At 44.5% G+C, this 23,337-nt stretch carries 25 protein-coding genes; 11 read left to right on the forward strand and 14 right to left on the reverse strand.

The window, feature by feature from the left end; genetic code table 11:
- Positions 1-21: 21 nt before the first annotated feature.
- The 10 genes from V7O63_RS07000 to serA all read right to left on the reverse strand — a co-directional run bounded on the left by V7O63_RS07000 (position 22) and on the right by serA (position 6,191).
- Positions 22-819, reverse strand: coding sequence for an MEMO1 family protein (locus V7O63_RS07000; RefSeq protein ID WP_340817672.1), 798 nt, complete (start codon positions 817-819; stop codon positions 22-24).
- A 68-nt stretch (positions 820-887) separates the two neighbouring features.
- Complete coding sequence (gene rpsB / locus V7O63_RS07005; RefSeq protein ID WP_340817673.1) at positions 888-1,544, reverse strand: 30S ribosomal protein S2; 657 nt, start codon at positions 1,542-1,544, stop codon at positions 888-890.
- A gap of 13 nt (positions 1,545-1,557) precedes the next feature.
- Entirely contained in the window at positions 1,558-1,734 is a 177-nt protein-coding gene (locus V7O63_RS07010; protein ID WP_340817674.1) for a DNA-directed RNA polymerase subunit K, read from the reverse strand.
- A gap of 305 nt (positions 1,735-2,039) precedes the next feature.
- On the reverse strand, positions 2,040-2,228 hold the full coding sequence (locus V7O63_RS07015) for a DNA-directed RNA polymerase subunit N (protein ID WP_340817675.1): 189 nt from the start codon (positions 2,226-2,228) through the stop codon (positions 2,040-2,042).
- A gap of 10 nt (positions 2,229-2,238) precedes the next feature.
- Complete coding sequence (locus tag V7O63_RS07020; protein WP_340817676.1) at positions 2,239-2,643, reverse strand: 30S ribosomal protein S9; 405 nt, start codon at positions 2,641-2,643, stop codon at positions 2,239-2,241.
- Between the two features lie 17 nt (positions 2,644-2,660).
- Complete coding sequence (locus tag V7O63_RS07025) at positions 2,661-3,080, reverse strand: 50S ribosomal protein L13 (protein ID WP_340817677.1); 420 nt, start codon at positions 3,078-3,080, stop codon at positions 2,661-2,663.
- A gap of 9 nt (positions 3,081-3,089) precedes the next feature.
- Entirely contained in the window at positions 3,090-3,470 is a 381-nt protein-coding gene (locus tag V7O63_RS07030) for a 50S ribosomal protein L18e (protein ID WP_340817678.1), read from the reverse strand.
- Positions 3,471-3,607: 137 nt separating this feature from the next.
- Positions 3,608-4,084 carry a DUF2240 family protein gene (locus V7O63_RS07035; RefSeq protein ID WP_340817679.1) on the reverse strand — a complete coding sequence of 159 codons (477 nt, stop codon included), beginning with the start codon at positions 4,082-4,084 and terminating at the stop codon, positions 3,608-3,610.
- Positions 4,084-4,524 (reverse strand): hypothetical protein, encoded by a 441-nt coding sequence (locus tag V7O63_RS07040; protein WP_340817680.1) that lies wholly within the window; start codon positions 4,522-4,524, stop codon positions 4,084-4,086. Before V7O63_RS07040 ends, V7O63_RS07035 begins: the two co-directional genes overlap by 1 nt.
- Positions 4,525-4,616: 92 nt before the next feature.
- Positions 4,617-6,191, reverse strand: a complete 1,575-nt coding sequence (serA, locus tag V7O63_RS07045) for a phosphoglycerate dehydrogenase (RefSeq protein ID WP_340817682.1) — start codon at positions 6,189-6,191, stop codon at positions 4,617-4,619.
- 402 nt (positions 6,192-6,593) lie between these two features.
- On the opposite strand from serA, the gene V7O63_RS07050 reads away from it, so the two are divergent.
- Positions 6,594-8,987 carry an ATP-binding protein gene (locus V7O63_RS07050; RefSeq protein ID WP_340817683.1) on the forward strand — a complete coding sequence of 798 codons (2,394 nt, stop codon included), beginning with the start codon at positions 6,594-6,596 and terminating at the stop codon, positions 8,985-8,987.
- Positions 8,988-9,005: 18 nt separating this feature from the next.
- Here V7O63_RS07050 and alaXM read toward each other — a convergent pair whose 3' ends face one another.
- Positions 9,006-9,758 carry an alanyl-tRNA editing protein AlaXM gene (gene alaXM / locus V7O63_RS07055; RefSeq protein WP_340817684.1) on the reverse strand — a complete coding sequence of 251 codons (753 nt, stop codon included), beginning with the start codon at positions 9,756-9,758 and terminating at the stop codon, positions 9,006-9,008.
- Positions 9,759-9,818: 60 nt separating this feature from the next.
- Here alaXM and V7O63_RS07060 point away from each other — a divergent pair, with 60 nt between their 5' ends.
- Positions 9,819-11,123: an MFS transporter gene (locus V7O63_RS07060; RefSeq protein WP_340817685.1), complete on the forward strand. Its 1,305-nt coding sequence runs from the start codon at positions 9,819-9,821 to the stop codon at positions 11,121-11,123.
- A 42-nt stretch (positions 11,124-11,165) separates the two neighbouring features.
- On the opposite strand, the gene V7O63_RS07065 is transcribed toward V7O63_RS07060, so the two are convergent.
- Together V7O63_RS07065 and V7O63_RS07070 are read right to left on the reverse strand one after the other, a co-directional pair.
- Positions 11,166-12,536: an NAD(P)/FAD-dependent oxidoreductase gene (locus V7O63_RS07065; protein WP_340817687.1), complete on the reverse strand. Its 1,371-nt coding sequence runs from the start codon at positions 12,534-12,536 to the stop codon at positions 11,166-11,168.
- Positions 12,537-12,662: 126 nt separating this feature from the next.
- Positions 12,663-12,860: an MM0924 family protein gene (locus V7O63_RS07070; protein ID WP_340820818.1), complete on the reverse strand. Its 198-nt coding sequence runs from the start codon at positions 12,858-12,860 to the stop codon at positions 12,663-12,665.
- A 218-nt stretch (positions 12,861-13,078) separates the two neighbouring features.
- Between V7O63_RS07070 and V7O63_RS07075 the strand changes: the two genes are divergently transcribed.
- The 6 genes from V7O63_RS07075 (at position 13,079) to V7O63_RS07100 (ending at position 20,554) form a co-directional block, all read left to right on the forward strand.
- Positions 13,079-14,188, forward strand: a complete 1,110-nt coding sequence (locus V7O63_RS07075) for a transposase (protein WP_340817689.1) — start codon at positions 13,079-13,081, stop codon at positions 14,186-14,188.
- 144 nt (positions 14,189-14,332) lie between these two features.
- Positions 14,333-14,869: an archaeal heat shock protein Hsp20 gene (gene hsp20 / locus V7O63_RS07080; protein ID WP_340817691.1), complete on the forward strand. Its 537-nt coding sequence runs from the start codon at positions 14,333-14,335 to the stop codon at positions 14,867-14,869.
- Positions 14,870-15,014: 145 nt separating this feature from the next.
- Positions 15,015-17,771 carry a PAS domain S-box protein gene (locus V7O63_RS07085; protein ID WP_340817692.1) on the forward strand — a complete coding sequence of 919 codons (2,757 nt, stop codon included), beginning with the start codon at positions 15,015-15,017 and terminating at the stop codon, positions 17,769-17,771.
- Between the two features lie 150 nt (positions 17,772-17,921).
- Positions 17,922-19,424 carry a homocysteine biosynthesis protein gene (locus V7O63_RS07090; RefSeq protein WP_340817693.1) on the forward strand — a complete coding sequence of 501 codons (1,503 nt, stop codon included), beginning with the start codon at positions 17,922-17,924 and terminating at the stop codon, positions 19,422-19,424.
- A 2-nt stretch (positions 19,425-19,426) separates the two neighbouring features.
- On the forward strand, positions 19,427-19,819 hold the full coding sequence (locus V7O63_RS07095; RefSeq protein ID WP_340817694.1) for a 4Fe-4S binding protein: 393 nt from the start codon (positions 19,427-19,429) through the stop codon (positions 19,817-19,819).
- Positions 19,820-19,840: 21 nt separating this feature from the next.
- Positions 19,841-20,554, forward strand: a complete 714-nt coding sequence (locus V7O63_RS07100; protein ID WP_340817695.1) for a UPF0280 family protein — start codon at positions 19,841-19,843, stop codon at positions 20,552-20,554.
- Between the two features lie 28 nt (positions 20,555-20,582).
- Here V7O63_RS07100 and V7O63_RS07105 read toward each other — a convergent pair whose 3' ends face one another.
- The gene (locus V7O63_RS07105; protein ID WP_340817696.1) at positions 20,583-21,278 is read right to left on the reverse strand and encodes an AIM24 family protein; all 696 of its coding nucleotides are present in this window, start codon (positions 21,276-21,278) and stop codon (positions 20,583-20,585) included.
- A 168-nt stretch (positions 21,279-21,446) separates the two neighbouring features.
- Here V7O63_RS07105 and V7O63_RS07110 point away from each other — a divergent pair, with 168 nt between their 5' ends.
- From V7O63_RS07110 to V7O63_RS07120, 3 genes are read left to right on the forward strand one after another with little or no spacing between them, the layout of a single operon-like run.
- A complete protein-coding gene (locus tag V7O63_RS07110; protein ID WP_340817697.1) occupies positions 21,447-21,695 on the forward strand; it encodes a thioredoxin family protein in 249 nt (82 codons plus the stop codon).
- Positions 21,696-21,700: 5 nt separating this feature from the next.
- Positions 21,701-22,615 (forward strand): thioredoxin-disulfide reductase, encoded by a 915-nt coding sequence (gene trxB / locus V7O63_RS07115; RefSeq protein WP_340817698.1) that lies wholly within the window; start codon positions 21,701-21,703, stop codon positions 22,613-22,615.
- A 33-nt stretch (positions 22,616-22,648) separates the two neighbouring features.
- A complete protein-coding gene (locus V7O63_RS07120) occupies positions 22,649-23,068 on the forward strand; it encodes a DUF2111 domain-containing protein (RefSeq protein ID WP_340817699.1) in 420 nt (139 codons plus the stop codon).
- Positions 23,069-23,337: the final 269 nt, after the last annotated feature.

Consider the following 23,337-nt stretch of genomic DNA (forward strand, 5'->3'; position numbering starts at 1 on the left):
CATTTGTCCTTATAATTGCCCTTACTCCACGACAATGGCCGCGTATCCCACAACACCTGACATATCTCCGGTGATATCTCCACTGGTAGCATACTTTAACAGTGATACTTTACTGGCACCAAACTCCATTGTAGCTGAAAGCATTGCTGCGATCGGACCGAATCCGCAGGCTGAGATGTTCCTTTCTTCCCTGCGTCTGTAGAACTCGGGAATGTCCATCTTCATTATAGGTTCGATAAGATAATTGTCATTATCTCTGGCAACATCGGCAGATTCATAGTGCGTGAAGTCGCTGGATGCGATGAACACTACTTTCTTTCCGGTATCCTTTGCTGCCCTTGCAACTTCCCTGCCTACCTCTATAGCGGTCTCTTCATCCTGAAGTCCCATGCATATTGGAAGTATCCTGAAGTCACTGCCGAACCTGTGCTGCAAAAAAGGTACCTGCACTTCAATGGAATGTTCGTAATGGTGTGCAAGCTCATCGAAGTCTATGATGGTACCAGCAAGAGCCTTCCCGATCTCCTTATCAGTCTCAACAACTCCGAGGGGAGTGGTCCATGTTTCCTGTGAAAGTGCCACAGGGGAGCCATAACCTGTATGGTTAGGCCCGAAAATGATATAGGTATCTGCCTCTGGCAGCTGGGCATATGCATGTGCTGCTACCTCTCCTGAATATATGTATCCAGCGTGAGGTACAACAGCACCAAGGATGGGCTTCTCTGAGATAGCCACATCCTTAAAGCATCTGCTGAGTTCCTTCTTAAGACCTTTCAGATTTAGTGGATAGAACTGACCGGCAACTACTGTCTGTCTCATACTACTATTCACCCTATATTATAATACGGGTTTTTGGTATATGTAGTATGTTAAACAAGCTGTCAGTTTCAGACTCCTGCTTCAAAGTCTTCAAGTTCGTAAGTGAACATTGAATCGTTGGACTTTGATATTTCCCTTGCAAGCAGCCAGTAGACGAGGGACAGTGCCTTTCTACCCTTGTTGTTGGTTGGGATAACGAGGTCCACGTTGGATGTCATGTTGTTAGTGTCACAGAGTGCCACAACAGGGATACCGACGTTAACGGTCTCTTTGATGACCTGTGCATCTCCGGTTGGGTCTGTTACAATTACCACATCAGGCTCGTAGAAGCTCTCGATAGCAGGGTTTGTAAGGGTTCCAGGGATGAATCTTCCAACCATTGACTTTGCGCCGATCGCTTTTGCGAACATCTTTGCAGGGAACTGACCGTACTGTCTTGCAGAGACCACAAGGATCCTCTGTGGGTCATACTTTGAAAGGAAGTTTGCTGCGAGCTTTATCCTCTCATCGGTTGCCTGAATGTCGAGTACATAGAGACCGTCTGTCCTTACACGGTAGACGAACTTCATCATGTTCTCTGTCTTCTGCTGTGTACCGATGTGTACACCTGCTGCAAGGTATTCGTCTATTGGTACAAGGGATGTTGTTTTCGGCTCTTCGCTTACATCTCCTGTTGTTTCTTCAATGTTAGTTTCAGTAATTGTAGTTTCTTCTGTAGAATCCATAATATCACCTTAATTATATGTCTCTTTTAACTGTGATCGGAATTACTCCGAGTTCAAATTCCCTTTTGGCAAGGAATAATGAGTTCATGCTTGGATCATCGATGAGCACCGGGGCTCCCATAGAAATCTGCAGTGCTCTTGCACCCACAATTCTCGCCTTTTCATACCTGGTATAGTGTTCTGTAGTCAATAGATCACCTGATCAATATCATTATCGAAAATATCAATAGTCCATTTGTTGATAGCTACTCCTATTGCTTCCAAAAAAGGTTCCTGTATGGGTATGAATAGCCATTAATGCGGTCAATGATAACCATGATAGATATATTCTATTCGGAATCCCTCCGAATGTGGTTGCTAGTCTGTCCTTTCCAGTGGTCATACCTGTAAGGGGTATGGGTTGAGGTCTGAACTCAGGTCTCGGTGTGCTTCGCATAGAAGATACATCTTGTATGTACTGAAACCGAAATATGGTCCAGACTGCCCAATTATTCCTTACTGGTATGGGGCAAGTGTATCTACTAGCTCGACATGTGAAAGGATCATCCTTCTGCAGCAGTATCTTGTGACACCAAGGTCAGTAAGGACCGTTGCAGGGTCTTCTCCTTCAGCTACACGCTGTTTGTACTCTTCCCAGCAGTTTGAAACTACTTTTCCACAGCTGAAACATCGAACTGGTAACATATCCTATTGCCTACCTGTATGATTTCTGATATCTGGCACGTGCACCTGGTCCACCAAACTTCTTGGTTTCCTTCTGTCTGGAGTCGTTGACCAGAAGATTACGGTCGTATGCCATATATGCATCTCTGAGATCTGTATCGCTGGTCCAGTCTACAATGCCTCTTGCAATTGCAGTTCTGGCAGCATTTGCCTGACCGATGATACCGCCGCCACTGACGACCACATCGATGTCAAGACCTTCTGCAGCAGCACCAGCGAGTGAAACAGCTTCAAGTACCTTGAGCTTTGCGAATTCAGGACCATAGATCTCCAGTGGCATCTTGTTGATGCGCACCTTTCCATTTCCCTTCTTCACTGTTGCACGTGCGATAGCTGTCTTCTTTTTACCTGATGAGGTTATGATTTTAGTGGACATGATGATCTTCCTCCTGATTAGAACTTAGCACCGAGCTTCTTACTGAGGTCGCCAAGTTTGAGGTATTTGTTAGAACTAAGGCGGTCCATGTTTGCCTCTGCGATCTTTACACTTTCCTTGCCTTCGAACTCTGCAGGAACGCCTACATGCACCTTAAGGCGGGACATTGCGTCTCTTCCTCTTGCACGCTTGTATGGGAGCATTCCTCTTACGGTTCTCTTAAGGATCCTGTCCGGTCTCTTTGGGAAATATGGTCCGAACTCCGGCTTTCCTCTTTTCAGAGTCGCGTCATATTCTCTCATTGTTGTGTACTTTGAACCGGAAATGACTGCCTTTTCAGCATTGATGATGTCAATCTCTTCTCCTGCAAGCAGCTTTGTTGCCACGGTACTTGCAAGTCTTCCCATAATGAGTCCTTCTGCATCGATAATTGTCATTTTGTTCACCTACTGCAAGATCTTGATGCCAGACCCTTTAGGGTTCTCTTTCATCATCTCTTCGATAGTCAGGCACTTGCCGCCGACCTCTGCGATCTTCTCCATTGCAGTTGCGCTGAAGTTGTATGCAGCAACTGTTACTGCCTTGTTGAGAAGTCCTGAACCGAGGACCTTGCCTGCAATAAGGACTGTCTCTCCGTCCTTTGCATACCTGTTGATCTTACTGAGGTTTACCTGTGCGTAGTTCTTGCCAGGCTTTTCCAACCTCTTTGCCACATCTCTCCAGATAGCAGCTTCGTTCTGACGTGCCTCTTCCTTGAGTGCTGCGATGAGCACAGGGGTGCGAGGGTTTGTCTTTCTTTGGATCTTTACGTTTGTATTCTTGCTCATTAATGTTCCTCCGCAAGAGTATGTCTCACTCACGCACGGTTATGCGTTCGAACATCCGTTAGGTGTCAGTAAAGTAAGAACATGAATGGTCTGATCACTCAGACTGGTGTCTGAATAACATTAATAGTACATAAAGATTATGTGGATATTTCCTTTTCGCTGAAGACCTTACTATATACTCTGTCATATATAAGGTCTATATCACAGCCCAGTTCCTTTGCGGTCAGAATTCCCGCAACCTCTATATCCACAAGATCCTCAAGTTGCTCCTGCTTCTTATTTATCAGTGCAGTGGTTTCCCTCGCACTTGTCCCGCAGCTTGCGACTATCATGGCTATTATATCCTCGATGACCGACCTTTCCTTAAAAATAGACTCAGAGGGTTTGAAACCATGCGGTATCTCTATGGTACTTATATCAAAATTGGGTGCAAGTTCCGCTCCCTCGAACTTAAGGAGCTGGGAACCTATTGCTTTGTCCCTTACCTTCGATGCAACATCAGGAGCCATCCACTTCAGGTCAAAGGACAGTACGAATTCAAAATCCTTGATAGAAAGCGAATCTTTGTTGTTTCGTTTGAAGGGTGTTGCAGCTACAAGCATCAATTCATCCATTATGAACCTCTGCGTAGCTCATCGATCACAGTGTCGGCAACCCTGCCACACTCTGTTCGCTTCGGACCATCGATATGGTTGATCTGGAGTACCAGAAGCTCACTTTCGACAATAGCCCTTACAAGATAGATGTCGCCCCTGAATGGAACACGATTGTATTTCCCGTCAAGGTAACTATATCTCAGGTGGATCCTGAAATCCATTATCCCCTCAGGTTCCAGTGTATCAAGCACACCGTCAACAGTATCATAATTAAGAGGGGAGAAATCGACACCATTGGTAACGATCTCAACGCTTATCTCTCGTTTTGCCTGTATTCGGTGTCCTCTTTGCGTTACGGATTCGGTAACGAACATGCCGAACTTCCCGTCCATGTTCGCCATGACCTTCACAAAAAAAGGCAGATCAGAATGGTAGCGATACTTCTGTTCAAACTCCACCGTCCTGTGAGGAAATCGATGATATATTCGTTTTCGCATCATTTTAGTCTGCTACCACCCATGTTTGTATAATAATTGCCTGTTCACCCTATTTAAAGTTTGATGAGCTTGGCATCGATCATTCCCTCAACAGCTCTCATCTCCTGAAGGATCGGCTCAGGAACTTCTGAGTCTACGTTAAGTGCCATTATGGTGGATCCGCCTATTTCAGCTCTTCCTACCTGCATACCGGAGATATTGATGTTGTTCTTTCCGAGGATGATACAGCAGGGTCCTATCACATTAGGCTTGTTGATGTGGTTTGCAACTATGAGGTATCCTGTAGGGATAAGATCGACATGCTCCCCATTGATATTGATTATCTTTCCTTTGCCACCGACGACGGTACCTGTGATGGATGTCTTCTCGTCGCCCATTGTGATCTCTACCTTGATTGTGGAACTGAACTCTTCAGTTGTCTCGGACTTGCTCTCTACGACATCTACCTTCCTTGACTTTGCAAGTGAACCTGCATTGACGTAATTGACCGCGGAACCAAGTGCTACCTGAAGCATTCCTTTGACTGCTGCTACAGTTACGGGTCTTGTGTCCTTCTCGGAGATCTCTCCGTTATAGGCTATCTCTATCTTCTCGTAGTTCTTACCAAGAAGCTGTGCACATGCGCTGCTCATTGTCTCTGCAAGCTGGATGTATGGTGCCAGCATGGTCATTACCTCTGGCTTGACAGAAGGTATGTTAATTGCATTCTTTGCAGTTCCGCCATTGAGCACGGAAACAACTTCCTCTGCAACGGATACGGCTACATTGACCTGTGCTTCCTGTGTGGATGCACCGAGGTGAGGTGTAGCGATAAGTGTCTCACAATCAAGGAGCGGGCTGTCAAGAGGTGGTTCATTGACGAATACATCGATGGCAGCACCTGCTATTTTCTTGCTGTTGAGTGCTTCTGTAAGTGCCTCCTCATTGATGATGCCTCCGCGTGCACAGTTGATGATCCTTGCGTTGCTTTTCATCATGGCGAACTCTTCAGCATCGATGATGTTCCTTGTATCCTTGGTGAGTGGTGTGTGAACTGTGATGAAATCAGCAGCCTTTACAATATCATGAACTGACATCATCTTCACTCCCATTTCCTTTGCCCTCTCGTCAGAGACGAACGGGTCGTATGCAAGGATGTCCATGTTAAGGCCCTGTGCCCTCTTTGTGACCTCAGCACCGATACGTCCAAGTCCGATGACACCGAGCGTCTTGCCGTTGACCTCTACACCCATGAACTTCTTACGTTCCCATTTCTTTGATGACTTGAGAGATTCGTTTGCCTGGGGTACGTTCCTTGCCAGTGCCATCATCATGGCAATGGTGTGTTCTGCTGCAGAGAGCATATTTCCTTCAGGGGCATTGACAACTATAATGCCCTTTTCTGTTGCTGCCTCCACATCCACATTATCGACACCGACGCCTGCTCTGCCTACTATCATCAATTTGTCTGCTGCCTCTATGACATTCCTGGTGACCTGTGTTCCGCTTCTTATTACAAGTGCTTCATAGTCAGGTATCTTCTCAACGAGTTCCTCTTCGGAAAGTCCTGTGAGGACGTCAACTGTGAAATGCTGCTGAAGTATTGTTAATCCCTGTTCTGATAATGGATCACTAACTAGTACTTTCATATTATATATCTCCGCAGATAAGTGCAATTATAAGTGTAATTACAAATGCAATTACAAGTTCCATTGGTAATTGCGCATTCGATCTATAGGTTTAAAGGACCAATGCAATTATATCTTTTTCTACATAGCTCTGTGCGTCATAGTCGCATTCAAGCTATTTTAACCTACTTTGAGAATGCACCATTTTACATATACTTGTCTCTTTAAAAACTTAAGTCCCTGTCTTTTGCTTAGTGGAATATGATATTATTTACATCACTCTCATGTTTTTTCTTTCAGGAAAAAATAGAAACGTATATATAAAATCCTCTGTATTATCTTTAAATACCGGAAGATTCCGGTCATTGGTCAATTCGAACAACAATGGATGCCATGAATGAGTTTTTGATCGAAGGGTCCTATATGAGAAAAGACGTTAGAATATTGTTGATATCAATATCATTTGGTCTCGCATTCTGGGTCTTAGATGCATATCTGATACATCTTGTTTTCAATGCTCCTGTTCTTTCCCTTTCCTCTTCACAAAAGGAATTCTTCCATGACCTGTACGTAAAGGTCTTCATACTCATCGGTTTTGCACTGTTCGGCGTGACCGTTTCAAAAATGTCTCAAAAATGTCAATGTGCTGAAGGTGAATTACTCTCCCAATTAAGGTTTGAGAATATCGTTGCCGATATATCGTCTCATTTTATAGGAAAAAGGTCGGAGAATATCGATGAAGGTATTCATCTTTCCCTGAAGAAGATCGCAGAGTTTGCTGATGCGGACCGTGGTTATCTGGTCCTCCTGTCCCCTGATGGTGAACTGAAGGATAGTATGTACCAATGGCATGGTGAACATGTTGATATTGGCAGCATCGGTAACTTTCCGGGACGTGATTTCCCATGGTGGATGGAACAGATGTTGTCGCCTGAGATCATCCATATATCGGATATATCGGAACTTCCTGCTTCAGCGGAAAAAGAAAAAGAAGCTCTCAAGGCTGCAGGCATAATGTCAGCCCTTTCTATCCCCCTTTTGTCAGATGATATTCTGATAGGTTTTTTGGGTTTTGAATCTTTCAGTCAGAAAAAGGTATGGCCTCCTAATTACATTAAGCTCATCAGGGTCGTGGGCGATATCTTTGTGGACAGCATAGAACGTAAGAAAGCCGAAGCCTCGGTTCTCGATCACCAGATAAGGCTTGCAAGGGCTCAGGAGATATCCCATATAGGGAGCTGGGAGATCGACCTCAGGACAAAGAAGCATATCTGGTCCGATGAGATGTATCGTATAATGGGTTTTATCCCCGGTGAGGTATCGGTCACCAGAAACACATATCTTGATATGGTCCATAGTGATGACAGGGACCATTTCAAGGAATCTGTTGACCGGGCACTTTCAACCCCTGGATACAAGGTAGACATAAAGACAAGGGTCATAAAAAAGAACGGGGCTATATGTGTTCTGCATACATTGGGAGAGGTAGTATGGGATAATGATGGGAACCAGCTTTTCTTTCAGGGGACCACACAGGATATAACCAAAATATCCATTGCAGAAGAGGAACTTCACAGGAAGAACCGTAATCTTCTCATCCTGCAATCAACAGCTCTCATAGCTGCCAGTTCTCTGGAAATGGATGACTTCCTTGGTGATATCCTTGAGGAAATAAATTCATATGTGGGCTGCAGATCCGGTTCGATCTATCTTTTCTCTCCGGAGGAAAAAAGCTTCATGCTTTGTTCATCGACGGGCATATCAGATGGATTCAGAGAACATATCAGTTCCATATCCATGGATGACCCGATACTCGGGATGATCCCTGATATAAAGGATACCTGGATAACGGGGAAGAAGGATCATGTGGAAGTATTTCTTAAAGACCCCCTCACAAATGAGAATGTTGGGAAATTCGTTTTCATACCTATAATCTCAAGGGATGACCTTGCAGGCATTATATTCCTGTTCCCTGATACAGAGACCGTGATATCAAAAGCTGATATGCAGATACTGGGTAACGTGGGTCGGCAGATAGGTATCACTGTGGAGAACATACGTCTTCTTGATGAAACAAGGAATGCTTATGAAGAACTGAAATCCCTTGACAGGATGAAAGACGAGTTTGTGTCCAATATCACCCATGAACTGAAAACGCCTCTTATCTCCATAAAGGGATATAGTGAGGTCATCTATGAAGGACTTCTGGGTGACCTTGATGACAGGCAAAAGGAGTGCATGAAGGTGGTCGTTTCGAATTCGGAACGTCTTGAAAGATTGATAGAATCGCTTCTCAACATCAATTCCCTGAATTTTGAGAGACATCATGTGTTCTCTCCCGTACATCTGAAAGAGATCCTCGACAATGCTGTTAACAAACTTGCCCTGAAGATGGAGGAAAGGGATGTAGGTGTCACAAAGGATTATTCTTTTGAAATACCTCTGCTATATGGTAACAGCGAGTTTCTGACATCTCTCTTTGTCTATATCCTTGACAATGCGATCAAGTTCTCTCCGGAATCTTCAGATGTATCGATAACGATACGTGAGGATGACCGTTATATCCATGTCAAAATAAGTGATCATGGTATTGGCATTCCGGAGAAATGTATGGAAAAGATATTCGAGAGATTCTATCAGGTGGATGGTTCAGCAACCCGTATCTACAGCGGTAACGGACTTGGCCTGTATCTTGCAAAGAATATAGTGGACCTTCATTTTGGTATGATCAGAATTGAAAGTGAGGAAGGTGTCGGTACGGATGTATATGTTTCGCTTCCTCTGTATGATTCCGGGATACATGACCAGGAAAGATGATCATCCCGGATAGGCAACTCAGTTATCTCTGAATTTGAAATATACTCTTCTGTTGTTCTTGCCCTTGTTCTCTGCCTTTGTGATCTCTATATGTGGTATATCTCCGGTATTTGCGATATGTGTGCCACCACATGCCTGTGTGTCAACACCGGGGATGCTGATGACCCTTATGTCCTTTATCTCAGGAGGGAATGCATCCTTGAGCTTAACAAGGGATGGTATCTGAAACGCCTCCTCTCTTGGCATGATATCTATGCTCACAGGGATCTTGCGGTCTATGACCTCATTGACCTTTGCTTCATATGACTTGATAAGCTCCCTGTCGAAATCCTCAAGATTGAAATCAACACGTGTCTTATCTTCACCAAGCTGGTTCCCTGATATCTTTGCTCCGGTCTCGTCATGGATTATCGCGCTCAATATGTGGCATGCTGTATGATATTGCATGAAAAGGTATCTTCTGTCCCAGTCAATGACGCCCTTTACTCTGTCACCTGCCTTCAGTCCTTCAGTTGAGACCTCATGGCTGATGTTGTCATCGAACTTTCCCACGAAGACCACCGGGAACTCTGTTCCATCCTCTTTCACGAGCATACCGGTGTCATGTGGCTGGCCGCCGGAATTTGGATAGAATGCTGTCCTGTCAAGCACTACGAACTTCCCGTCCCTGACACTTTCAACCGTTGCATCGAACTCTTTCATATAACAGTCAGTAAGATACAGTTCTTTCATGGTCCCGATAAGACCCTTATCAGAATTAATTCTTTTCATATCCCTGTTACAGGTCACCAAAAGATCATATAGTATCCGCACCCTGAAAATATTGGGAGTATGTCTGACAAGGGAACAAAAGGGATATCAATATATCCTCTTCTTCTGGTGAACTTTATCGGTACCATGGGACTCAGCCTGGTCCTTCCTTTCCTTATATTCCTTGTGGAGAGGTTCGGGGGGAATGCACTGATATATGGTATCATGTCCTCGATGTATCCTGTATTCCAGCTTATAGGCTCTCCATTACTGGGACGCTGGTCTGACACATACGGACGAAAGAAAGTACTCTTTCTCAGTCAGGCAGGTACCCTTCTTTCATGGATCATATTTTTCATAGCCCTTTTTGTGCCGGTCCTTGCCATTGTAGATGTGAACTCAGGGATACTTGGGAGTTTTGCGATAACAGTTCCTCTGGTCCTGCTGTTCATAGCAAGGGGATTCGATGGCCTGACCGGTGGCAACGTCTCGGTCTCCAATGCATACATTGCCGATATCACGGAGGACAAGGACAGAAGTAAGAATTTCGGGAAAATGTCGGTTTCCACAAATCTTGGATTTATAGTCGGTCCGGCACTTGCAGGGATCCTCAGTGTGACGATATATGGTGAGGCACTACCGGTGTTTGCAGCTATTCTTATCTCTCTAGCAGGTACTATCCTGATAGCTCTCTATGTGCCGGAATCCCGAAGATGCATCCCGGAGGACAGGATACCTGGTGAATTATCAATGACATCTGACATGCCCGGGGGATGCGCAGATGCCACGCCTGTTCAGAAACAGAAGTTCATGGATGTCATGGGATTGAAGCACATTCCTTATATGTTCCTTATCTACTTCCTGATATTCCTGGGTTTCAATACGTTCTACACCGCCTTCCCGGTACACGCAGCCAATGACCTTCAGTGGAGCATCGCAGAACTTGGATTCTTCTTCTCGTTCCTTAGCATCCTGCTTGTCATAGTTGAGGGCCCTGTGCTCTCCTATGTCTCAAAAAGATATTCCGATCCTTTCCTGATAATCTCCGGCAGCCTGATACTGGGAAGCAATTTCGTACTTCTGGCTTTTGGAAGCAGCATCCTGACATATGTAGCTGCTTTGCTGTTCGCAGCAGGAAATGGTTTCATGTGGCCATCCATACAGTCCATGCTATCAAAGCTTGCAGGAAAGGATAATCAGGGACTTGTTCAGGGAGTATCCGGAAGTGTTGTGAGCATTGCCAGCATCCTTGGTCTTATAGGTGGAGGATTCATCTATGAGCTGCTTGGAAGGGGTGCTTTCATAGTCTCTGCACTTATCATCTATCTCGTGTTCGTGCTTTCCCTGCGTCTGAGGTCCTTTGATCTGTCTGGTAAGGATGCATGATATGATCAATTATACTTATGTGGCGAATATAGCTTTCTGCTTTCATCTGAGCATGTACCTGACATCATAGCTGCTTGTCGGATATGCGTACATAGCTTCCCTTACCTGTTCCGATGTAAGTCCTGTTTTGATCGCAAGGGCGAAGAGATTGATGATATCCTCCGCATCAGGTCCGATCACATGTGCTCCGACTATTTTCCCGGTATCTTTTTCGATTATGATCTTGGAGGCGAAGGTCCCAAGACCCGTCCTCCTTGCAGAATAATTATTGCTGAGGTCATTGAAGAGTACCTCGTGTTCCTCAGTCGCATCCTTTTCCAGCAGACCAACACCTGCAAGTGTAGGTATGGTGAACGCTGCTGATGCTATTCCGGAGTAATCGGCAGTATGTTTGTTCTCTTTCAGTATATTGGATGCGATCACATTTGCCTGAAGGCTGGCAGTGGGAGTAAGTGCAGGTCCGGGAATGATGCAGTCCCCTGCTGCATATACCGATGGGTTCGATCTGCTTTGCAGGTATTCGTTCACGGCAATCCCTCCGTGTTCGATATCCACTTCGCCCTTTTCCGGTTCAAGTCCGTCGATCGCAGGCACCCTTCCAAGTCCGTGTACCACCATATCACATTCGTATGTGAGCTCTTCACCCTTCTTTTTATCAAAAGTGACAAGTTCAAGGACATCGTTCTTCTTTCTGATCACCCTGAGCTCCTCTCCGGTAATTATTCTGATGCCTGCTCTCTCTGATGCCTTCACCAGCATTTTCACAAGGTCCGGGTCGAACGTCTTAAGGATGTTCTCTCCCCGGTGAATTACAGTAACTCTGGCACCTGTCCTTGCAGCTATATGTGCGAACTCGAGCGAGATGTATCCTCCGCCGGCAAAAATGATATTCTCAGGTAATTCTTCCAGGTCCAGGAATTCATCACTTGTAGTGAGATGATCGGAACCGGGAATGTCGATGGCCCTTGATGTTGAACCAACGGCCAGAAGGATATATTTTGAGCTTATGAGCCTGTCCCCTACAAGAAGTGTGTTCCTGTCATGGAAACTGACCTCGGCGTGATAGGTGTCTATTCCGGCTTTTTTGAATGCATTTTCCTTTGGAGCGGTGAGTGAGTTGACAAGTTCATCCTTGAATTTGACGACCGATGCCCAGTCAAGTGTGCTGCTACATTCAGGGCCTTTGCCTTTCATCCTGGTCCCTGAATCTACTATATTGGCAGCTCCACTCAATATCTTCTTAGGGGTGCAGCCGTGGAATGCACAGATACCACCGAACCTGTCCTTGTCGGCAATAGCTACTTTCATTCCTGCCTTCCTTAGCTTATATGCAAGGGATGAACCTGCAACTCCGGTACCTATTACAAATGCATCATAATCCGTTTCCATTGGTCTTGCTCCATTAAGTGTCACATATGAATGCACTTCATAAAATTATAGTCTTATGCCAGATCCGCCTATGCCCAATATCCACTTATGATGGGATAAAAAAGTGTTATGTAAAGTATCAGTAAAGGTACAGGCAATATTAAGATAAGATCAGCTATTATCCGGCAGGTCGTCAGGTGTTATCGTGATTATCCTGTCAACAGATATGTGTGAATAACGCTCATCTGTGATCTCAAGCGTAAGTACTCCATCACAACAGGCCTTCACGGTCCCTCTGAATGTGAGGATCCCTCCGCAATAAACAGAAACATCTTTTCCCATAAGATGGCCGACGATGAATGGCTGTATCTTCTCATCCTGTCCTTTGATGGTCATATCTATCAATTATATTATTGTCCGATCTCTATAAGTATTGATCGTTATTCCCATTCCGGCCTTTTGAGTCCATCAAATTAGAATTTTGACTTAAAAGCTTACCTCTTTTTTCTTTAAGACCTCGCCCCCCCCCCCCAAAAAAAACAGTAGCTAGGTCAATAGATTCATATAGTATAAATTTGGCCAGTCTCATGGAGGATATTTGTACTGTGTATAAAGGAGTCCTCTTTGAGGACTCCATTCGAAACTACGTTGGTAAAGATAATGTGTCAATTTGCCGGTTGCTACATTCTCTTAATATCGATGATATCGCACAGCATGTTGAAAACAACTACTATTCCAATAAAGACTGGCATTTCAAGTATCGTGTTTCTTCTATGATAAAACTCACCATTGTCATGTGTTTCAGAAAACTCTCATTTGACAAAACTATCTCATCGCTAACAGATGAAGAAGCTCTGCTTCTTCGTTTTGTTAATACGAACGATGATATTTCAATGCCAACTGGAGCAACACTTCACCACTTTGTGAAATACAGGTTAGGAGAAAATGGATTCCGGGAAATAATGCAAAAAGTAGCTTCGAGAATACTAGATCTAACATCTTCAAAGGACCTAAAAACAGATTCAACACCTATTGAAGCTTCTAGGTACGACAAGCATAGTGATTATAATCCGCATTATAACTGTAAAATGGATAAAGCGCATATCACATTAATCGGAACTTGTCCATTGTACATGACGTATACAAAGGGACTGGCACATGATTCTCCACAACTGGAACAGCATATTGAGTTCTTGAAAAGATTGAATCCTGAAGTTGATTCATATGCTTTGGATGGTGCATATGATTCATTCACTAACTACGCAGATATCTGGAATGATCTTAATGTGAATCCTACAATATCCCTTCCTTCTGATGCTGTTGTCAGTGAGGAAGGAAGAATAGAGAGAATCAATCATTGGATGAACAAGATGTGGAAAAGTGGGGGAGACCCCCACTTTCCACTTAACAGAAAATTGAAGTTCCTCTACAAACATGGAAGGTCAAAGCAAGTTGGAATGTATCTAAGAAATCAGAACATGGAGGATGCAGAATTCCAGAAGAAAAAAGGGACAAGACAAGATTGTGAAAGGTTTCACAAGCATGTGAAGCATATTCTCAAATTTGATGTTAGATCAATCAGAAAAGGAAGCAGAGAACTCTATGTTACCATGAACTTTGTTGTTTATCAATTGATGCTGATTGCAAATTTGCAAAACAAGGTCAAAAATCCAAATTCATTTGCAAATTATGTGTGAGAAAAAGCTTGTCAAATTAGAATGGAGAAAAAGATGAGCTAATTTGATAATCTCCTTTTGTTCATATCCTGCTCCAAAAGAGTGAAATAGTTCCCAAAAGATAAATAGTGCGGATCCTATCTACCTATCAAAGTGGTGTTATCTATGGCTGATAAAAGAAAAAAACGAGGTTTCTTTGACGATATCTTTAACGAAGGTAATTTCACTGATATTGAAGACATCATAGAGCATATGATGGAAAAGTTCGGTATCGACCTCGATGATGTTGAAAAGCAGCCATTCTTCTATGGTTTCTCTGTAACAGCTCATCCCGGGGAGGAGCCTGAGATAAGGGAGTTCGGTAATGTCTTCCCTGACGACGACGATGAGGAACTGGATTCAGTTATACAGCAGTTCAGGGTGAATGAAAGGCAACCTCTTATAGATGTCTTTGAGATGGATGACCGGGTCTATGTAACGATCGAGCTTTCTGATGTGGACAGGGACGATATAGGCCTGAATGTTACTGAAACCGTACTTGAGCTTAAAGCAGAGAATGAGGAAGTGCTCTATTCTGAGAAGGTCGACCTTCCTTCAAGTGTTGACCCGGATACTGCAAAGGCGACATATCGTAATGGTGTCCTTGAGGTAGTAATGGATGTGAAAGAGCTTGGGGTCGCTCGCTCGGTCCATATCGGATAATCTTCATAATATATTTCATCTCATTTAATTTCATTTTATTTTTGTTGTTTTTTACCTGATTCTTATTTTTGATGTTCGACCATCATGTATATAAGTAATACATAAAATCTATATTATCTTACAGAGTAAGTTGTGGAGTACAAGAATGTCGGTGGATAAAGGGGCTGGTAATTGCAGATATGGAGTATTTCCGGGAAAGATGGATCTGGCTCATTCAGATATGTTGTCCAGGCTCGATGTCGGTGTGGTATGCCTGGATAAAGACGGCAGGTTCATTCATTTCAATAAGACCATTCAGGATATTACGGGTATCACGGATGCAGATGTCATTGGGAAAGAGCTCCATGAGCTTTTAAGTTCATACAGGTACAGTGGTAATTCTCTCCTGCGCAACTTAATGTCAGCAGGGGATCAGAACCACGGATCTGAAAATACCTATCTCAAACTGGTTACACATGATGGCTATCTGAAGTATCTGACATGCGAACAGATGCCATGTGTGGATGAGAATGGCATTTGTAATGGTACTATTTTCTTCATAAGGGACGAGACCATCAGAACAGTGTGCTCGAATGATCGTCTGTTCAGCAATTATGAAATGGATACATCCCATCTTCCCTTCGTTTCCTTTTTGTGTAAAGGGGATGATACCTGGTCGGTGGAGTATGTCTCGGATAACATAGTTCAGTTCGGCTACGATCCGGCTGCTCTCCTATCCGGAAAACTGTCATTTGCCGATATAGTTCATAGTGATCATATTGAAAATATAAGAAATGCTGTTGATTCATGCACTGATGAATATTTCTCGCATGAATATATGATCCTCCCAAAACATGGAGAACCACGCTGGGTACTTGAAAGGTCATATGCTGTGCGTGATGATGATGGCAATATAACTCATTTCCATGGTGCTGTCCTTGACATCCATGAGAGGAAGCTGGCTGAGAAAGAACTTGAAAGTATGAACCTTCAGGAGAGGGCTCTTTCAACACTGGGAAGCAAGGCTCTTTCCTGCAACAATGTGGATGCTCTTATGGACTATGCAGTCGAACTGGTTGCGACCACCCTTGACATTAAATGTTGTTTGATCATGGAAAGGTTGTCAGACGGTCGTTTTCTTTTAAGATATGGATATGGGGTGAGTGATTGGTGTATAGGTTCTGTTATAGTAGGTGGTGATTCCGCTTCCCAGGCGGGAATGACCGTTGTATCGGGAAAACCTCTCATTATGCGTGATACTGAAAAAGAGAACCGTTTCCAGGTCCCTCGTTTTCTTTATGAGCATGGTATCCTGAGTGGGGTATGTGTGATCATCGGCAGTATGAACTCACCATTTGGTACATTATGTGCCTATGCGGATGAGAAAAGACAATTCTCTGAACATGATATCAACTTCCTTAAGTCCGTTTCGAACATCCTTGCAGAATCCATTGGATTACGTGAATCGATCGGTTCACTGGAACTATATAAAAAAATGATAGGGCATTCAAATGACTATATTATGGTCCTTGATACGGTGACAAAGAAGTTCGATCATGTAAGTGACAGAGTTATTGAGGATCTCGGTTTTTCGGAATCCGAACTGATGTCCCAGAATGTATTCGAACCCGGTTGCTTCATGAGAACGATGGATATGTTCGATGTTATCAGGAAAGCAGCTGACGAAGGTACTTTTGTGGTGGCTTCCGAGTTTATAAGAAAGAACGGCACGTCCTTCCCGGTGGACATAAGTTTCTCATTCGTGGAGAACGAAGGCAGGATATACATGGTGCTGATAGGCCGTGATGTCACTGAAAGGGAAAAGGCTCATCGTATCCTTCATGAATCCAGGACCAAGCTGAGTGCTATCTTTGAGAATGCTACTGACCTTATATGTCTGTCCGACCTGCATGGCAGAATACTGCAAATAAATAAGACTATGACAGAATTCATGGGTTACCAGAATGGTGAATTGGTGGACTCATCTTTGGAGGACCTGTTCTCTCCTGACATCAGGATGGATGTACAGACGATCATAGCAGAGGTCGTGAGCAAAGGATCCATTACAGTTGAGATCGATATGTTGAAGAAGAATGGTGATTCCCTTCCTATGGAGATAAAGATCCAGCTGATAGAATACAATGATAAGAAACGCCTTCTTTCAATGGGTCGTGATGTAAGTGAAAGGAGACTGCTGGAAGAGGCAATAAGGGGACATGCAGAGCAGCTTGAATACTCAAATAATATCAAGGATATGTTCGCTGATGTTACCAGCCATGATCTCATAAGTTCAGTATCTCTTATAGAAGGATATGTGGATTATCTTACTGGTGTCGAAGAGGATAATGATAAGGTACGCATCCTTGAAACTATCACGGCTTCCACTGAGAAACTGAAAAGAACGATAAATTCAGCTTCTTTATTTGCAAAGATGAACAGTTCTAAAGAACTGGAACTTCAGACAATGGACCTTCGATATGTTTATCGTAATTCTGTGGACCGTCTCTTTGAAAGGATCACAAGTCGGGATATAGATGTTGCACTTAATGCCCCCGATTCCTGTCCTGCATACATGAATCCTATCATGGAGGAAGTTTTCTTCAACCTGCTGTCAAATGCCATAAAATACTCTCCTGAAGGTGATGAGGTACTTGTTGGTATTGAAAGTGCAGGTGACAGGTGGAAGGTCAGTGTCTCAGATCACGGTCCCGGTATATCGGATGAGGATAAGTCAAAGATATTCGACCGTTTCAGCAAAGCATCGAATTCCGATGTGAGTGGGAAGGGACTTGGACTTGCCATAGCCAGGCTGGCGTTGAAATGTCATGGTGAGGAACTCCACGTCGATGATAATGTGGATGGCAAAGGCAGTACTTTCTGGTTCAATGTACGTGTATCGGATGAGTTCGATGATTTCCAATGAAAACCTTAATTAAGAAACGTATTCATAGGTCTTGGTCCTGTCATTTGTTTTTGTGTGTATTGTCTCTAAATTGCAGTGTCATGCATGCAATAACCACAAGTAATATATAGGTACTAAAAAATTACTTTTTGTACTTGTAGAGGTAGTCGAATGGTTAAGAAAACAATTCATGAGATCAACAGCAGAATAAGGGACGGAAGTGTCAGCGTGGTCACTGCCGAGGAAATGGTCCACATAGTCGGTGAACTGGGTGCAGAGGGCGCTGCAAAGGAAGTCGATGTGGTAACTACCGGTACTTTCGGTGCAATGTGCTCGTCCGGTGTATGGTTGAACTTCGGTCATTCGGAACCTCCTATCAAGATGCAGAAGGTATTCCTGAACGATGTGGAGGCTTACACGGGTGTTGCCGCGGTAGATGCCTTCATAGGTGCCACACAGATATCCGAGACACTTGGAATGGATTATGGTGGTGCGCACGTAATTGAGGATCTTATACGTGGCAAGTCCGTTAACCTTCATGCGATATCCCATGGCACTGACTGTTATCCGCGAAAAGTGCTCGATACTACCCTGACCCTCGAGGACATGAACCAGGCGATCATGATGAATCCCCGTAATGCCTATCAGAAGTACAATGCTGCTACAAACAGCACCAAGAGTACTATTCACACTTATATGGGATCACTTTTACCTTCCTTCGGTAATGTCACCTATTCAGGTGCAGGTGTACTCTCACCACTCTCCAATGATCCTGATTACATGACCATCGGTACCGGTACGAGGATATTCCTGGGCGGCACACAGGGTTACATAACCGGGCAGGGAACACAGCATTCCTCTGGTGGAGGATTTGGTACCATGATGGTCCAGGGTGACCTCAAGAATATGAGTCCCGATTACGTCAGGGCAGCTAACTTCGCCGGATATGGCACTTCACTCTATCTTGGAATGGGTGTCCCTATACCCATCCTCAACGAACAGATCGCACAGGCAACAGCGGTCACAGATGCAGATATCACAACCAATATACTGGACTACGGGGTTCCAAGCAGGGACCGTCCGGCCGTTCGCCAGGTGACTTACGCGGAACTGCGCAGTGGCTCTGTTGAGATAGATGGTCGTGATGTCCCTACATCCTCTATGTCAAGTTTCAAGAAGTCAAGGATGATTGCCTCAGAGCTCAAGGAATGGATCGCAAGGGGTGACTTCTTCGTGTCCATGCCTGCTGAAAGACTCCCAAAGGACGTATCCGCAAGACCTATGAAACAAACAGAAGGTATTGCCCTTGTTTCTGATATTATGGCGGTCAGTGTGGTGACCATTGGCATGGGAGCCAGTATCTATGATGCTGCAAAGACTATAATGGATACCGATTTCAATCATCTTCCTGTTGTCGATGAGAATGAATGCCTTGTGGGGATCATCACCGCATGGGACATATCAAAGGCAGTTTCCCAGAACAAGTTCGATCTTGTGGAGGATATAATGACCCGTAAGGTAATAACGTCAAGTGCTGATGAGAGGGTCGCGGTAGTTGCAAGAAGGATGGACCAGGATTCCGTATCAGCAATGCCTGTGATCAACAAGGGAAGGCGTGTTATTGGAATGATCACCAGTGATGATATCAGTAAACTATATGCCAGGAGGTCATAAATATGAAGATCAAGATCAACATCTCAAGTGATATCCTGACAAAGCCTATAATGGCAGAGGCTATTCTTGAGACAGGCGTGCTGCTTAACATCTCCCAGGCACATTTCGACCGTTCCCACGGTGAGGTTGTTGCTGATGTGGAAAAGGACAAGTTCGAGCTTATGTGTAAGGCACTTATGGACAGGGGTGCAAAGGTCACGAAGCTGGATACTCCTATCAGATGGGATGAGAATGAATGCGTTGAATGCAGTGCATGTATCTCCGTCTGCCCTACAAAGGTTTTCGCACTGGCTGATGATTTCAGTCTGGAAGTTGACGAGACAAAGTGCATCCAGTGCGCAACATGTGTTGATATGTGTCCTCACAATGCGCTGTCACTTGAGAATAACAAGTGACATCTCTACTTTTATTTTACCATGAAAGAACATTTCAGACTTAAAGAGACCATCGTGACCATTCAGGCCGATGACCTCTCCTATATTGAAATAGCTAAGGAAGCTATCAGGGAGAAACGAAGCGAACTTGAGTCCTACATAGCCTCAGACCCGTTCTTCCAGAGCACCCTTGAACCCTATGATGTTGAAGGTGACTTCCCGGAGGTCGTCAGGAGGATGATCGAAGCCGGAAATGCCATGGGTATCGGTCCCATGAGTGCTGTTGCAGGCACTATCTCCTCTTTTGCGGTGGAAGCCATGGTTGAGGCTGGTGCGACCTTTGCGATAGTGGACAACGGTGGGGATATTGCCATCATCAATGACCGCCCGGTCCTGATGGGAATCTATGCAGGTAATTCTCCACTGAAGGATATAGGTTTTGTAATGGAAGCACGTGATTCCATTACAGGTGTATGTACCTCTTCCGGCAGTGTCGGCCCTTCGATCAGTTTCGGGATGGCCGATGCGGCAGTTGTTTTCTCTGACAATGTATCGCTGGCAGATTCCGCAGCTACAGCTCTTGGTAACGGAACTGATATAGGTAAGGAAGCTGTGGAAAGGTCCTTCGATGTTGTGAAGGATGTTCAGGGTATCAAAGGTGCCATTGTCATTCAGGGTGAGTTCATGGGATTCTGGGGCGACGTGCCTGAGATACAGAAGGCCGATGTAAGGTATGAGTGTATAACTAAAGGTTGACACAAAAAAGAAAAACAAAAAAGGGACTTTACGCCTGTGGAACGACGTAAGGTATCTCCTCATAAGGCTGTATCACAACAAAGCCGTCTCCCCTGAAAGCCATCTGTATGCTTTCACCGCTTGACCTTCCTACTAAGGTCTTCAGTGATATGTCTGTTTTAATGTCCGGCATAAGATTGCCTGACCATGCTACGGTTGCATTGGGATCGGTGAACACCGGTCTGTCCTGTGAGACCATAAGTGTCAACGGGTCGTAGTGTGTAGTGATGGCAACCATTCCTGTTCCTTCGAGCTTGACGTTGAAGAGTCCTCCTGCCATCATGCCTGCAACCTTCTTCATCATCTTGATGTCCCAGCTGATGCTTTCCTCGAATGCCAGAAGGTCGTTACCGTTCACATATATTGCTTCATTGTTCAGGTTGAGTATGGATATCTTCTTCCCGCCGTCTGCAAGATAGACCTTGCCGTTCCCTTCTGCTTTAGTAAGGGAGACACCCTCTCCTGTAACAGCCTTCTTCATCATTTTTCCAAGTCCGTGCTCAAGTATGCCTTCTCTTGTGAATTTCACATCACCAAGGTATGCAACCATTGCCCCTCTTTTCATCCATGCACGTCCGTTCAGGTTAAGCTCCAGCATCCTGTCACGCTCAAGTTCGAACTTGCCCTGACCAAGGTCCTTCTGGCCTGTATTCCTCACAAATTCACTAATTGAATATCTGGACATTTCTATTCCTCCATATTCATTATAAATATTGTTCATTTGTGATATACTTTTTCAAAAGATGGCGATCATATCGGTTAACAGCGAAAATCGAGATTTCACAGTCATTAATTTGATATACTCTCCTAACTAATAGAATATTGACCAATAAAAAAGGAGTGTGGAATATATATGGTAAAGGTTACTTTAGTTCATTCTGAATGGTGTCATTTCTGTCCTACTGCAAAGAAGATGTGGCGGGAATTAAGTGAGCAATGCGATTTCGAATACGAGGAAGTAGAACTGGACACTCCTGAAGGAAAAGAGCTTGCAAAGAAGTTCAAGATCCGTTCCATACCTACAACGATAATTGATGATGAGGTTGCCTTTGTAGGAGTTCCTGATAAAACACAGGCAAGCAATGTTTGTGATGCCAGTTGATAGATATGCATGATCTTATCATAATAGGTGGAGGTCCGGCAGGTCTGACCGCAGCCATCTATGCGGTACGTTATGGTCTTGACACCCTTGTACTTGAGAAGAACGTTGTTCCCGGTCAGATAGCAACCGCTGACAGGGTGGAGAACTATCCCGGCTTCTCATCGATCACCGGCATGGAATTGATGCAGAGGTTCAAGGACCATGCAGAGAGCATGGGAGTGAATGTACAGGTCACTGGTGTAAAGACCGTTAAGGATCAAGGTGACAAAAAGATAGTTATCACCGATGATGGCGAGTTCGAGGCCCTTGCGGTGATAGTTGCCACCGGCGCCAACCCCAGACGTCTTGGTGTGCCCGGTGAGGACAGATTCCTGACAAAAGGTGTCTCCTATTGTGCCACCTGCGACGGTCCGTTCTATGCTGGTCTGGAGGTTATCGTTGTAGGAGGTGGCGAATCAGCAGTCACTGATGCTCTGGTCCTTGCGGATATCGCCAGCAAGGTCTATGTTGTACACAGGCGTGATGAACTGAGGGCATGTTCTCTGCTTCAGAAAAGGGCATTCGATAAGGAGAATATCAGTTTCATATGGGATACGGAGGTTCAGGAGATCAAAGGCGACGAGCTTGTGGAAAAGGTCATCCTGAAGAACGTGAGGACAGATGAGATAACTGAGATGAATATCGAAGGTATCTTCATTTATGTGGGTATCAATCCGAATACTTCCATGGTGGATGTGGATAAGACGGATGTAGGTTTCATTGTGACCGACGAGAAGATGGAAAGTTCGGTAAGTGGTATATTCGCTGCAGGCGATTGCAGGCGGACTTCCATGTGGCAGGTTGTCACAGCCGTTTCAGACGGAGCGGTTGCTGCAATATCTGCACATGAGTACATCCTGTCTGTAAGGTCTGATACTTAATTTCCTTCATTCAACTAGAAAGGTGAGTCAAAAATGAAGTGTGATGAAGAACTCAATGGTAGTTTCTGTTTGAAGATTTGCTCCGACTCCACGGCTGAAGACCTGGAGCCCATAGCAATTGCCGTACACACCCTGCTAGGAATACCGACAACCATTCGCAGTCTCAATTGTAAGGGTATCCGTATGGAAAGGGGCATGATCATTGACAGGGACTACACAGGCCCGGTCCTTGAGGAGGTCATGAGAACGAACATAAGTATCAGGACAGTGCCAAAAGAAGGTGTTTACAAGGGTAAGTCAGTTGTGGTGGCTCCTATAAGGACGACCAACGATGAAGTTGTTGGTGCGATAGGCGTTGTTGACCTTGTTGCAGCACTTGATATCCTGGTTATGTTCAGGGAATATCCCGGTGTTATTGATGAAGTGGAAGAGTCACGAAAAAGGATGAAGTGAAGTACTTGTTGCAACCCGGTAATACCTGGCCGGGCCACTATCTTATTTTGTCTGTTCTTGCTATCTGTTCCGTGTGATAATTCCGGTCTTATCTTTTTCTTTGTATTCGTGCCTGATCATGTGGACCGCTGAGGTCATGCTTGGTAGTATCTTGTCATATCCTGTTCTATTTCGAAGTTATTATCTTCTTTTCTCGTTCATTCTCATACTCATGGAGGTTCATACCACTATATTTGTTAGGCATGCCAACATAATTATATAGTAATTAA

The sequence above is a fragment of the Methanolobus sp. WCC4 genome (genome assembly GCF_038022665.1).
GTDB lineage: Archaea > Halobacteriota > Methanosarcinia > Methanosarcinales > Methanosarcinaceae > Methanolobus.

Coding starts and splice junctions, on each gene's coding strand:
- V7O63_RS07035 (WP_340817679.1), bottom strand. CDS start 4,084: ATGGATGAATTGATGCTTGTAGCTGCAACACCCTTCAAACGAAACAAC.
- V7O63_RS07085 (WP_340817692.1), top strand. CDS start 15,015: ATGTCGGTGGATAAAGGGGCTGGTAATTGCAGATATGGAGTATTTCCG.
- V7O63_RS07060 (WP_340817685.1), top strand. CDS start 9,819: ATGTCTGACAAGGGAACAAAAGGGATATCAATATATCCTCTTCTTCTG.
- rpsB (WP_340817673.1), bottom strand. CDS start 1,544: ATGGATTCTACAGAAGAAACTACAATTACTGAAACTAACATTGAAGAA.
- V7O63_RS07100 (WP_340817695.1), top strand. CDS start 19,841: ATGAAAGAACATTTCAGACTTAAAGAGACCATCGTGACCATTCAGGCC.
- V7O63_RS07050 (WP_340817683.1), top strand. CDS start 6,594: ATGAGAAAAGACGTTAGAATATTGTTGATATCAATATCATTTGGTCTC.
- V7O63_RS07015 (WP_340817675.1), bottom strand. CDS start 2,228: ATGTTACCAGTTCGATGTTTCAGCTGTGGAAAAGTAGTTTCAAACTGC.
- V7O63_RS07095 (WP_340817694.1), top strand. CDS start 19,427: ATGAAGATCAAGATCAACATCTCAAGTGATATCCTGACAAAGCCTATA.
- V7O63_RS07025 (WP_340817677.1), bottom strand. CDS start 3,080: ATGACAATTATCGATGCAGAAGGACTCATTATGGGAAGACTTGCAAGT.
- trxB (WP_340817698.1), top strand. CDS start 21,701: ATGCATGATCTTATCATAATAGGTGGAGGTCCGGCAGGTCTGACCGCA.
- hsp20 (WP_340817691.1), top strand. CDS start 14,333: ATGGCTGATAAAAGAAAAAAACGAGGTTTCTTTGACGATATCTTTAAC.
- V7O63_RS07110 (WP_340817697.1), top strand. CDS start 21,447: ATGGTAAAGGTTACTTTAGTTCATTCTGAATGGTGTCATTTCTGTCCT.
- V7O63_RS07090 (WP_340817693.1), top strand. CDS start 17,922: ATGGTTAAGAAAACAATTCATGAGATCAACAGCAGAATAAGGGACGGA.
- V7O63_RS07030 (WP_340817678.1), bottom strand. CDS start 3,470: ATGAGCAAGAATACAAACGTAAAGATCCAAAGAAAGACAAACCCTCGC.
- V7O63_RS07020 (WP_340817676.1), bottom strand. CDS start 2,643: ATGTCCACTAAAATCATAACCTCATCAGGTAAAAAGAAGACAGCTATC.
- V7O63_RS07105 (WP_340817696.1), bottom strand. CDS start 21,278: ATGTCCAGATATTCAATTAGTGAATTTGTGAGGAATACAGGCCAGAAG.
- V7O63_RS07075 (WP_340817689.1), top strand. CDS start 13,079: ATGGAGGATATTTGTACTGTGTATAAAGGAGTCCTCTTTGAGGACTCC.
- serA (WP_340817682.1), bottom strand. CDS start 6,191: ATGAAAGTACTAGTTAGTGATCCATTATCAGAACAGGGATTAACAATA.
- alaXM (WP_340817684.1), bottom strand. CDS start 9,758: ATGAAAAGAATTAATTCTGATAAGGGTCTTATCGGGACCATGAAAGAA.
- V7O63_RS07120 (WP_340817699.1), top strand. CDS start 22,649: ATGAAGTGTGATGAAGAACTCAATGGTAGTTTCTGTTTGAAGATTTGC.
- V7O63_RS07000 (WP_340817672.1), bottom strand. CDS start 819: ATGAGACAGACAGTAGTTGCCGGTCAGTTCTATCCACTAAATCTGAAA.